At 37.2% G+C, this 13,014-nt stretch carries 10 protein-coding genes; 1 reads left to right on the top strand and 9 read right to left on the bottom strand.

The features are described from left to right. Nucleotides 1–561: 561 nt before the first annotated feature. The 8 genes from scfA to K357_RS0104455 form a co-directional block, all read right to left on the bottom strand. Nucleotides 562–702: a six-cysteine ranthipeptide SCIFF gene (gene scfA / locus K357_RS09490; RefSeq protein ID WP_071838034.1), complete on the bottom strand. Its 141-nt coding sequence runs from the start codon at nt 700–702 to the stop codon at nt 562–564. An 80-nt stretch (nt 703–782) separates the two neighbouring features. Further along, on the bottom strand, nt 783–1,547 hold the full coding sequence (locus tag K357_RS0104485) for an ECF transporter S component (protein WP_244869375.1): 765 nt from the start codon (nt 1,545–1,547) through the stop codon (nt 783–785). A gap of 126 nt (nt 1,548–1,673) precedes the next feature. Beyond that, nucleotides 1,674–2,540: a hypothetical protein gene (locus K357_RS0104480; RefSeq protein WP_028257642.1), complete on the bottom strand. Its 867-nt coding sequence runs from the start codon at nt 2,538–2,540 to the stop codon at nt 1,674–1,676. A gap of 240 nt (nt 2,541–2,780) precedes the next feature. After that, nucleotides 2,781–4,913 carry a heavy metal translocating P-type ATPase gene (locus K357_RS0104475; RefSeq protein ID WP_028257641.1) on the bottom strand — a complete coding sequence of 711 codons (2,133 nt, stop codon included), beginning with the start codon at nt 4,911–4,913 and terminating at the stop codon, nt 2,781–2,783. A 17-nt stretch (nt 4,914–4,930) separates the two neighbouring features. Next, nucleotides 4,931–5,206: a DUF6110 family protein gene (locus K357_RS0104470; protein ID WP_028257640.1), complete on the bottom strand. Its 276-nt coding sequence runs from the start codon at nt 5,204–5,206 to the stop codon at nt 4,931–4,933. 87 nt (nt 5,207–5,293) lie between these two features. Continuing rightward, nucleotides 5,294–5,476 carry a hypothetical protein gene (locus K357_RS08835; protein ID WP_038113590.1) on the bottom strand — a complete coding sequence of 61 codons (183 nt, stop codon included), beginning with the start codon at nt 5,474–5,476 and terminating at the stop codon, nt 5,294–5,296. 420 nt (nt 5,477–5,896) lie between these two features. Next, a complete protein-coding gene (feoB, locus tag K357_RS0104460; protein WP_028257639.1) occupies nt 5,897–8,260 on the bottom strand; it encodes a ferrous iron transport protein B in 2,364 nt (787 codons plus the stop codon). A gap of 10 nt (nt 8,261–8,270) precedes the next feature. After that, the gene (locus tag K357_RS0104455) at nt 8,271–8,489 is read right to left on the bottom strand and encodes a FeoA family protein (protein ID WP_423838925.1); all 219 of its coding nucleotides are present in this window, start codon (nt 8,487–8,489) and stop codon (nt 8,271–8,273) included. Between the two features lie 592 nt (nt 8,490–9,081). Here K357_RS0104455 and K357_RS0104450 point away from each other — a divergent pair. Beyond that, the gene (locus K357_RS0104450; RefSeq protein ID WP_028257637.1) at nt 9,082–10,377 is read left to right on the top strand and encodes a DEAD/DEAH box helicase; all 1,296 of its coding nucleotides are present in this window, start codon (nt 9,082–9,084) and stop codon (nt 10,375–10,377) included. 315 nt (nt 10,378–10,692) lie between these two features. On the opposite strand, the gene K357_RS0104445 is transcribed toward K357_RS0104450, so the two are convergent. Continuing rightward, nucleotides 10,693–13,002 carry a DNA topoisomerase 3 gene (locus tag K357_RS0104445; RefSeq protein WP_028257636.1) on the bottom strand — a complete coding sequence of 770 codons (2,310 nt, stop codon included), beginning with the start codon at nt 13,000–13,002 and terminating at the stop codon, nt 10,693–10,695. Nucleotides 13,003–13,014 lie beyond the last annotated feature (12 nt).

The raw sequence follows: 13,014 nt of genomic DNA, 5'->3' as shown, positions 1-13,014 counted from the left end.
ATGGCCGATACATCGCCCGTATTGATATGCCCGCTTTATCCCATAGGTAGTTATCAAGTTGATGAAATTGCATGGTGTTTCTGCTATTTCTGATTTGATCCATACATAGCTATCAGCCGTCTAATAGTCATAACCTATGTATGTTATGTTGCTGTATCTCATAGGCACCTATCAACTCACACTCATCAGGTATGAAAGTCATATCTACGTATACTCACACTCATATAGATATGAGCGTCATATCTACTTATACCTAACATATATTATATCCACCTATAGAACTAAGAGATCCATATTTTCTTATATCACTACTTATGTTACGCACCTATAACGCAGGAATACATATATTCTTATATCGCTGATAGAGATCACTATATTCTATACCGTTTCACAAGTTCGAGCCTTCTGGTATATAAAATATAGGGTAGGCCGTTCATTCCCATTTAATGATAAGACACGTTTCACAAATTGCGAATCTTCTAGTACATAAAAATAGCGTCAATTACAAGTGTAATTGACGCTATTTTACTAATCAGTACGATGCACCTATCAGGAACATTCTTATTTTTGTTTGCAAACTTGATTACCTACTGTGCAACTTGTTTTGCAAGCAGATTGGCAGGAAGTTTGACATTCTCCACAACCGCCATGTTTTGCAGTGCTTTGTAACGATTCACTTTTTACTGTACGAATATGTTTCATACTAATTCCTCCTTCATACAATATGATAGTAATTTGATTGTATCATAGGTAGATATATTTGACAAATAGATACTAGCAGATTATTTGTCCTTGCCTAAGCTTTTACGCAAGGCAATGGCGATAGGTGTTACGATAACAGCAGCGGCTATGGCTTCTGGCAAGCCGTGGCTCACACTAAGTCCTAAAATCACCATGCCTACATTTTCCATGGTAGCATGCGTTAGTTGGGCAAAGGTCTGTCCAAAGAGGAAGAAAATTGTTCCCATAACAAGAGCTGTATGTATGCAGGTGCCAAGAAAGGCGGCTATTAATAAACGAAATTTTATATCTTTAAAAAAGATACTTTTAAAAATCAAAAATGCGAGTAAAGGGAATATCACACGAGGCACAACGGATACTAAGGGATTTAAAAAAATGGGGGATAAAATATTCGGTGCCGTAAAGTTGGCATATAGGCTGTAGCAACCAAACACAAAGCCCACAAGCATTCCCACTTTAGGGCCTTCTACTAAGGCGGCAATCAATGTAGGAATGTGCAATGTAGTAACACTCAATGGGGGAATATTGATGATACCGTATCCAGTCAACCCTAGTACGATGGTAATGGCTGATAATAATGCGATAATTGTCATTTCACGCACGGTTAATCGCCCTACCGTTTTGGATCCCATCGATTGGTGTGCATCCATATCTTCTATTGGTCTATTTTCCTCATCATGGTGTGGCATATCCATATCATCTGTTATATGCGAGGTGGTGCTATCATCCATTACCAGTTTCTGTGCATCCTCTACCGCAATATCCATGGTGTTACGACTTTTTGTTACTGATTGTTCTTCATTCATGTGTACATCCTCCGCTCTCATTTACTATGAATATGAGTCGAATCATTCTAATCAATCTATCTATTTCGTTCTGTTTCCTTGCCGAATACAGACGCATAATCTTTTTGTATCATATATGTTTATCTACTATCTGTCAATAGACGTCATATTCATACGCCGTTTATGACGGTATTTCAACAAATAGTATTCACTGTAGAGGCCTGCTCCTACAGCAACCGCCAAAATGATAAGCAATATAATTGCTGGTGTCACATAGACTAATAGGCTTCCTTGGTATACGGGAAATACGATCTTAACTGCTTGTAATACAAATTGTGGCATCCATCCAAACATTACATGTCCAACAATCGCCAACCATACTAGCGCAGTTACAAAAATGCGAACAAATCGTATTTTTTTAGGTGTTTCCCCGCGCGGATATAGATAGATTGCCATGGCAGCCATGGTGATTACCAATAAGAGTAGTAAACAAAGTTTAATGTAATCGTACATAAATGACATATAGGTTTGTACTAACAGGGGATTATTAATATATAGTACACCGCCCATAAGTAAAATTGGTAGTGGCAACGTAACTGCCGCGATGTCAACGGTGGTGTGAAACCATTCATGGCGTTTTTGCCGTTCAAAGAATCGAGTCAGTACAACGCCACTTAAAATAATAATGGTCATGACACAGGAAAGGACTACTACCCACAAAGCTCCAATTAAGGCAATATTTTTTACGGGAATCACTAGATGCATTGTGCCAGAGCCTAAAAAGAAAAAAACTGTCCACAATAACCACGCGTATGCATGATAGTATAATCGCATATGAAACCCTGTGGCAAAACGTAATCGTTCTACTTTTTTCATCATTAACGGTATTATCAACGACAACAGCGTAAACATTTCTACTCCGTAGATTGTCAAATGTCCCTTTCCAATAATCACTGTGGGTATGACCGTAAATAATATACACATACCGATAAATTGCCACATAATTTTATTCATCTTAATCACCTACTATACTTATATCGATTACCTACTACCACCTATGATCATACTAGACATCTTCAGATATCTTGCTTATGAAGCATACTTAGTAGTTATTCTTGTTATCATCATTGTACTATACAGTGAATAATTAAACAAATCAATCCGAAACTATATACCGATTAGAAACTATGTAAATCGAAAAAATCTCCTTATCCTACACTATCTGCAGGATAAGGAGATTCTAAAATTAAGTGCTTACGCCGATACAACTTCGGCTTCAATCACATCTTCTGATTGATGTTCTTTTGGTTGTTCTAATAATGGAGTCATACTCTTCAAGCTAACACCTAAGGTATATAGATTGTGGAACCACGCTGCATTAGCAGGAGTCAATACACCTAATACACCAGCGCCAACTAAACCGCCATTAACGGCTACAATACCATTATAGTTTTTCTTAATACGCGTCATTAACTTCATCGCAATGCGGCGTAAATCAACTAAGGATTGTAAGTTATCTGAAGAAATCGTAACGTTAGCAATTTTTTGAGCAATTGGTGCGCCTTCATTCATAGCGATACCAACATGCGCTTCCGATAAAGCTGGAGAATCGTTAATGCCATCTCCTACCATCATTACTGTGTATCCTTCATCTTTAGCTTGTTTTACATACGTTGCTTTATCTTCAGGTAATACACCTGCATGAACTTCATCGATACCAAGTTCATCAGCAACACGTTTCGCATTCCGTTCACTATCACCAGTCATCATAACAACTTTTTTAATACCCAATTCATGAAGTTGGTCAATCACAGTATGAGCTTCTTCACGAACTGGATCTTTGATGCAAATAACGGCTGCTAATGTACCACCGATTGCCATATATAAATGGGAGGAAGAATTTGGTAAGTTATCAAATTTTTCCTGTTCCTCTTGTGGAATTTTAGTCTTTTCATCATCGAATATAAAATGTGCACTACCGATACGACAACGATAGCGACCCACTTTAGATGCAATACCATGAGCCACAATATATTCTACTTCTGAATGCATTTCTTTATGTGGTAGTTCATGAGCTTTTGCTGCATTAACGACAGCTTTTGCCATAGAATGAGGGAAATGTTCTTCCAAACAAGCTGCCAATGTTAGCATTTCATCAGCATCATGCCCATTAAATGGAATAATTTGTTCAAATTCTGGTTCCGCTTTTGTTAATGTCCCTGTTTTATCAAAGACGATTAAGTCAGCAGCGGCAATCTGTTCTAAGAACTTACCACCTTTAACAGTGACCCCTAATTTAGATGCTTCATCCATAGCAGATAATACAGACAATGGAATTGCTAATTTTAAGGCACACGAGAAGTCTACCATAATAAAGGATAGCGCTTTTGTTAAATTCCGTGTTAATAGGTAAGTGACAGCAGATCCAATAAAGCTAATTGGAACAAGTTTATCTGCCATATGGTATGCTTGTTGTTCCATACCAGATTTCATTTGTTCAGATTCTTCAATTAAGTTAACGATTTTTTCATAACGAGAATCTTTTGCTGTACCACGTACACAGATGGTTGCTTGTCCTTCTTCAACAACAGTACCAGCATAGACAGACGTACCTTCATCACGACGAACCGGTTCAGCTTCACCCGTCATAGACGATTCATTAACTTGGATAATACCATCCACCACTTCACCATCTAATGGAATTACTTCACCTTGTCGCAATACTACATGATCGCCTTCATTAACAGCTGATAATGGTTTGCTGATTTCTATACCATCTTGTAATACCCATACTTTATCTACATGCAAGGACATACTTTCAGCAAGGTTTAATACGGAACGACGATGTGTCCATTCTTCTAATATTTCACCGATACCTAACAAGTACATAACGGCGCCTGCAGTAGAATAATCTTTTTGGAGTAAAGATACGCCGATGGCTACACCATCAAGTACCTCTACCGTTAATTTGCGTTTCCACAAAGTTTTTATAGCAGTACCAATAAACTTCGCTGCATTTACCCATGACCATATAGCAGCCACTGGTGCTGGCAAGAACAAACGTTTACCAATATACACCAATGTATCTTTTATCATTTGTTCTCTATATTTTTTATTTACCAAACGAGGTGAGTATTCTGTCAACGCTGGCACATTAGAGAAATCAAGATCACGCAATGCTAACACACTATTGCGTACAGCTATTTCATCGCCATTATGAGAAATAGCTATTTCAGATGTTCTAGTGTAAAAAGTTACTTTTTTAATCGCTTCATTTGATTTTAATGTACTTTCTACAAATGCTGCATCAGCCTCTGTAAAACGGCGACCTGTAATGCTTATACGCATTCTATATTTAAGTCTGCTAACTACAGAAAACTGTAACATATCACTAGTTTCCTTTCTTATTTAGCTTCTTTTTCAAAAATTTCTTCATGACGAGCTTCGTTGATTTCTTGTGCTTCTGCTAAGATATCAGAAGTGCTAGCTTGTACTTTATCAGCAGTTGCCAACACGCTGTCTTTTACACGAATACCTGCAGCTACTACATTAGCGTATACTTTTTTAGCATCTTTGCTTGTTAACACTTTTAATCCTACTGTACCTAGTGCTAAACCAGCAGCAAATAGATTAGCAGATTTTAAATTTTCGTTTGTTTGTTGATTTTTGAATTTGAACATAATATTACATCCTTTCTTGATGACTGCATATAACATATGCGAAACCTATGTAACTAACACTTATAATAAACTGCCTAAGATAGTAGTTTATTTACATCCACAATCAGAACTACTTCCATTTGAGGAGTTAGATCCTTTTTTCTTCTTGCTACTACAACCGCAGCCACAGCCACAACCACCTTTACCGCTGGCGGACTGATAAAACTTATAGCCAAAATATGCTACGGCACATAATACCAATACATATATGATTGCTGTTTGTATATCCATAGTATACCCCTTTCCATTATCATTATCAAATACAAAAAACTCATAGTTGTATTCTCAATACGAATACGCATTATAAAAGGGATTTTTAATAGATTTCTCATTATCATTTAAGTAATAACCTTTATCAAAGAAATCTATAAAAGTAACAAGTCACTCTATAGGTTGACCAAGAATATCGTCAATATATATGGGGCATTTGCTACTTTCATGGTATTGTAGCAACACTATAAAAGAATAACTAAGAAATAATTATTCTTAATTACTGATGTAAGGAATGCGTATCAATGATACCGACATTCCTCTAATCAAGTCATCGTATGCACATACGATGACTTGATTACTACATCAGAATAATTGATACGCATCAATTTCTTACATATACATCAAACTTTCATAGTCACTATGTCACTATTCTATCAATTAAAATCCTAACGCCATACCAATTTGGTGGATAAGTAAGGCTACTACGTAAGCGAGTAATATACCATAACCGACAGAGAATCCTAACCATTTCCAAGAATTAGTTTCACGTTTTACTACCGCCATAGCTGCAAAGCAAGGTGGGTAGATAACGATGAATGCAAGGAATCCAACTGCTACAAGTGGTGTGAAGGATTCATCAGCTTGTAAACGTTCTACCAAAGAGGAATCATCATCTTTATCAGCAGCTACTGCATAGGTAGTACCCAATGTAGAGATAATAACTTCTTTTGCTGTAAAGCCTGCAAGTAAGGAAACGCCCATTTTACCATTAAATCCTAATGGTCTAAGCACTGGATCCATAATTGTACCTAATTGACCTAAGTAGGAGTGAGCTTGGTCTTCGGAAGCTTGTTCATTATCAAGATCTTCATCAGCGGCATCCTTAGCCAAATCGTTTTGGAATACGGCCCATGCAACAGGGAATTCTTTTTCATGAGCAGATTTTAAATCATTAAACACATCAGGTGCTTCATTAGGATCTTCTACTTCTACATCTGGTGCATCTTCTCCAGCTTCTTCTGCATCAGCGTCTGCTTTTTCTTTCGTATTTTGAATTTCTTCTACTAACGCATCAATTTGTTCTTTTTGTTCATCAGTAGCATAACCAGCTGATGTTTTAATTGCATCACCTTGTGCTTGGAATGTAGTTTCTACTGCATCATGTGCTGCATCATAGTCTTGTGTATACACTGTATCTTTTGGATAGGAACTTAAGAACCAAATCAAGATAGTGGCACCCAAAATAAATGTACCAGCTTTTTTAATATATGCCCATGCACGTTCCCACATATGCATCAATACGGATTTAACTGTAGGCATATGATATGGTGGCAATTCCATAACGAATGGTTCTGCTTCACCACTAAATAAGAATCTGCGGAAAATCTTAGCCATGATAACAGCCATGATTACCCCAAATAGATAGGTTAAGAATAAAACTGTGCCACTATATTCTGCTGGGAAAAATGCACTCGCCATTAACACGTATACTGGCAAGCGGGCACCACAACTCATAAATGGAGTAACCAAGATTGTTACCATACGGTCTTTGTAGTTATCCAAAATACGAGATCCCATGATGGATGGGATGGAGCAACCAAAACCTAATAGTAATGGAATGAAGGATTTACCATGTAAACCGCAAGCTCTCATGGCACGGTCCATCAAGAAAGCAGCACGTGCCATATAGCCACTGTCTTCCATGAAGGAAATACCTAAGAATAATAGAATGATTAATGGTAAGAAGGAAATAACCGCCCCTACACCAGCGATAATACCATCTACTACAAGGGATTGTAAATTGCCTTCTGGGATTGTATTCGTTGCAAAATCACTTAATGCAGTTACACCAGTATTTAGCCAATCTTGTGGATAGGCACCAACATTAATAACTATATTAAATAATAACCACATGAAGAATAAGAAGATTGGTAAGCCTAAAATACGATGTGTCAAAATTTTGTCGATGCGATCTGATTTAGTTTCTATAGCATCAGTTGTTTTAGTAACAAATGCATTAAAGAGTTTAACGGCGAAGGCATGACGTTTTTCTTGGAATACTGATTCTAAATCAACTTCTTTTGCAAGTTCTTGACGCATAGATTCACGTTTAGCAAGTAATGCTTCTGTATTCTTTTCACGCATGATTTTGCCAATAACATCTGCGTCACCTTCTAATAATTTAGCGGCTACCCAACGTGGTGGATATTCCACACTAGCTGCACGTACTTCTTTAGTAAGTTCGTCAACAGTGTCATTAATTTCTTCATAATCTACCACAGCGGTAGTGGAAATGCCTTTATCTTTCGCGTGTACAATCGCTTCTAGTACTTCCATCGTACCCACATTATTACGGCCTACTGTTTCAACAACGATGGCACCTGTTAACGAGGCTAATTTATCTTTGTCGATAACAAGTCCCATATCACGAGCTACGTCAATCATATTTAACACAATAACCATAGGTCGTTCTAACTCTAATAGTTGTGTAGTCAAATATAAGTTACGTTCCAAGTTCGATGCATCTACTACGTTAACGATAACATCTGGTTTGTCATTAATGATTTCATTTCTAGCTACCAATTCATCTAATGAACGAGCTGTCAAACTGTACGTTCCAGGTAAATCAACGAATAATAGTTCTTGACCATTATAATTGTATTCCCCTTCTTTCTTTTCAACAGTTACCCCTGCATAGTTCCCCACATGTTGCTTAGCGCCTGTAATATTATTAAAAATGGTAGTTTTACCACAGTTTGGGTTACCAGCCAAGGCAATTTTAATTTGCTTATCCTTTGCCATACATAGTCTCCTATTTAACTTCTACATCAATCATTTTTGCTTCACTCACTCGAAGAGATAATTCAAAATTTTTCACTTTAATTTCGATAGGATCTGCTAAAGGCGCATATTTTACCATGCGAACCTCAGTTCCTTTTACAATTCCCATGTCAATCAAGCGATGTTTGATATTACCTGAGCCGTGTAAGGCTAGCACTATACCCACTTCACCTGGTTTCATATCTGCCATCGTTTTAACACTCACGTGTGACACCTCCTAATACCAATAATCATTTTAAATATACATCTTAATGTATTATAACAATAATAGCTTTCAATATCAACAATAATTATCATAATAGAGTACGAATAGGTACAATATAAAATAATGATATCTATAATATTTTTTTATTATTTATGGTATAAGTAGCACAATACATGGTTATTCTTATATATCGAAAATTATAGTGTTTATGCGTATTTTTCAACTATATTATTTTATATTCATATAATCATATATTTTTTATAATTTTTATTACTATAACTGTCGATTATATGACAAGGTGTTTTTCCTCATCTATTTTTGTTTTTTATTCTCATTTAAATTATCTAATATGAGAAAAATTACTCTATACCACTATATAATCAGTATTTTTTATTTCTCAAAATCAAATAGTAAGCTATTATAAGTAACAAGTTCTGTGTAAAATCTATATTACAAATGTTTAGCAACTACAACTCTATTTTTCTATCATCCAGGTTATCTTCAAAAAACATAAGCAAAATGCTATAATAGATAAACATATAAACGCCATTTACATAGTAATTTATAGAGGAGACTCATGAAATCATTTAAAACACTTGGTATAACAGAAGATATTTCTACTATTTTACAAAAGCAAGGTATTAAAGAACCTACACCGATTCAAGAGCAAGCCATTCCCATGATATTTAAAGGAAATGATATCATTGGCCATGCTCAGACCGGCACGGGTAAAACATTAGCTTTTTTATTACCTATTCTTCAGAGAGTGCATAAAGATGTGCATCAAGAACAAGCGCTAATTATTGCACCTACGCGCGAACTGGTACAACAAATTGCGCAACAGGCCAAGCATATTGGTCAACAGATTGATGTTGACGTATTGCCGCTCATTGGCGGAAAAACAGTAGATCATCAATTACAACAATTAGGCAGACGTCCTCACGTAATCATTGGTACACCGGGGCGGTTACTAGATCACGCCGATCGCGGTTCATTGCATCTTAGCACCATTCGCCGCATTGTGCTTGATGAAGCCGATCAAATGCTCCATATGGGGTTTTTGCCTACAGTAGAAACATTAATTCATCGCACAGATAAGAAACGTCAATTACTACTATTTTCTGCCACTATGCCCGATAAAATTCGCAAGCTCGCTAAATCCTATATGCATGCTCCTATGTCGATTACGATTGAAAGTAAGCATGTCACATTAGATGCAATTGAGCAAACAGTCTATATGATGAATAGTTCTGAAAAAACTAAACGTCTTATCGAGATGATTCAACAAGACAATCCATTTCTAGGCATCGTATTTTGTAATACCCGTGATAGTGCAATCCGCTTATCCTATGAATTAACCGCCGCTGGATTATCTATTGCAGAAATGCACGGTGATTTAACGCAAGGGCGGCGTACTCAAATTTTAAAAGACTTTGCAAAAGCCAGAACGCAGATATTAGTAGCTACCGATATTGCTGCTCGTGGTATCGATATTGAAGGTATCACACACATATATAATTACGATGTACCACATGATGTAGACTATTATATCCATCGCATTGGGCGAACTGGTCGTGCTGGTAATTCAGGTGTAGCGATTACATTGGCAACGCCTGCTGATGAAAGCTGGCTACGCCGTATTGAACGTGCCATTAAGGCTACGTTAACCAAATATACTGCAGATGGGCAAATCAAGGTGAAAGGCACTAAGGATATGGCTCCTAAACGGGTAAAAAAATATAAATCTACCGGCCCTACTAGTTCCTACCAAGCTACTAAATCGAAAGCTCACAAAGCAACTGGTCATGGTGGCACCAATAATAGACGGCGAAGAAAATCTACATCACAAAACCAACGTAATCGGCGCAAATAATTACATACCTAGGCCTATATAAAACGGTGACCATCAATTTATGTGCTATGAGATAAGGTCCTTAGTACGTATCAATTAGGTGATGATTGCTGCACTTGCTATCATTCAATGTAAGTGGTTAATGCACCTTTCCTTGTAATAGTGTGTCAACAAGTAAATCATGGGACTAAAAAGAGTCTATGCTTAGATATATTCATCCTATGCATAGACTCTTTTTAGTCCTTTATTTTTTTGAATACACTACCATCCGACAGAGTTTATTCATCTATAAACAATTTATTCTTACTAGGTAAATTATATGTTTTTAACTCCATCTCATTTAAACAGACTGGGCTTGCCATTTACATCAGCACATTGGGTGCGACATTCATTACGATTACTACAAATCCAGGTAGTTTTACCGCGCACCACTTGTTTTACGAAATAACCTGTATGGCAACGTGGACATTTATATTGTTTTGATTCTTCTGGTACTTCTAGTCTTTTATGTGCTTCATCTATTTGTGTATTACGGTTTATTTTTTCTGTATATGTACAAGCAGGATAATTACTACACCCCCAGAAAATACCAAACTTGCCATGTTTCTGCACCATGTGTCCTGCATTACATTGAGGACATAACTTATGTGTATCGCTTGGTGTATATGATTTTATAGTGGATACATCGCTATCCGATCCATCATATTTTTTTTCGCCTTGTCCTCGATGAATCGTACGCACGATATTGGCTCTCATACTACCGTAATACGTATCATCATGAGAAAATCCTAATTTGTTAATTAACGTAGTTAAAAATACAACTTGATCTGACAAAAAGCTTTCCAATGTATCACCGCCATCACTCATACGAGCCAACCGTTCTTCCCATACTGCAGTTTCATCAGGATAGAGTAATTCATCTGGCAAGGCATCTACCAACACATAGCCGTTTTCCGTTGGCTGTAATACTTTCTTTTTACCTACACTTTTAATGAATTGACGTTGTATTAATTCATCAATAATCGTTGCACGTGTGGCTTCTGTGCCAATACCGGATACTGCTTTTAATTGTTTTTTAAGATCCTCATTCTTTACGAATTTATGTATTTCTTTCATGGCTTGCAATAAGGTAGCTGCCGTAAATCGCGTAGGTGGTTTCGTTGCTTTTTTATCAATCTTACATTCGTTAGATGTTAAGGAGTCCCCTTTTTTCACAGGTGGCAATAGATTCGTTGTTGTTTTCTCATCCCCATCATCATTCACTTCACTACCATCATCCTGCGTGCTACGGGAGGATCTTTGATACAATTCTTTCCATCCTAATATAGTAACCACACGGCCGTGAGCTACAAAGTTTTCCTCACACTGTGTCACTATTAACTTTGTTTGCTTATATTCATGTTCTGGATAAAATTGAGCTATATAGGCCTTCGCAATCAAGTGATATATATTTCGCTCTCTTTCAGATAAACTCTGTGTCGGACACGCTACAGTAGTTGGAATAATCGCATGATGGGCCGTAATTTTTTTATCGTTCCACGCCAGCGATTGAATCGATTGATCTGCATGGCTGGCCCACGTGGATAAGCGACGATCACCACAGTTTTGTAAATTACTTAAAATCGCCGTTTTGTCTGATAATTGATTGGTAGGTATATAATCACAATCTGATCGGGGATAGGTGGTCAGTTTTTTCTCATACAATTGTTGCGCTGTATCTAACACAGTTTGTGGATCGTAGGAAAATAATTTACCTGCAGCCACCTGCAATACCGATAAGGATAAAGGCAACAGTTGTGGTTCTTTTTTCTTAGTAGTGGTAGCTTTCGTAACAATGCCTGTAGTCGCTTTTTTGATTTCCTCTGCTAGCGTTTCAGCTACCTCGCGCACTAATAATCGCCCCTCTGAGTCTAACCCTTTTTGCTCATCCTTAGGCTGCCAAGTAGCCCAAAAAGTTCCTTTCTCATGAGCATATAATACTTTCAACGTATAATAATCTATGGGAGTAAACGATTGAAGTTCCCGTTCTCTACGCACCACTAGTGCCAAGGTTGGTGTTTTTACGCGTCCAATAGGTAACGTAATGCGATGTCCTTTCCGTTGTTCGGCTATCGTATAAGCGCGCGATAGATTCATGCCAATCAACCAATCCGCTCGTGAACGAGCTAATGCAGATTGTTTTAAATTAAAAAAGTCACGATTATCTCGCAAATCGCCTAGAGCTGCACGAATTGATTTTTCATCAAGGGCATTCAATAAAATCCGTTGTACTGGTTTTGTATTGCCTACATAATCTAAAATCTCGTCGATAAGTAGCTGCCCTTCTCTGTCTGGGTCACCAGCATTAACGATAGTATCTGCTTTTTCTATTAATTCTCTAATGAGGTGAAACTGTTTTTCACTATTTTTACTAATTAACAACTTCCATGCATCAGGTACAATCGGCAAGTCATGGGCGTTCCATTTTTTATAGCGTCCATCATATTCTGCTGGTTCTGCTTGCTCTAATACATGACCAAATGCCCAAGTAACCACATCATCGCCATGTATAATATAACCATCTCGTCGTTCTATATGCTGTTGTTCTGGCAGATATTTACTGATTTCTCGCCCCATACTCGGTTTTTCTGCAATAAATAATCTCATAACCTCTCCTAA

The organism is Veillonella montpellierensis DSM 17217 (genome assembly GCF_000426745.1).
Taxonomy (GTDB): domain Bacteria; phylum Bacillota; class Negativicutes; order Veillonellales; family Veillonellaceae; genus Veillonella; species Veillonella montpellierensis.
This window is presented reverse-complemented; position numbering and strand designations above follow the sequence as displayed.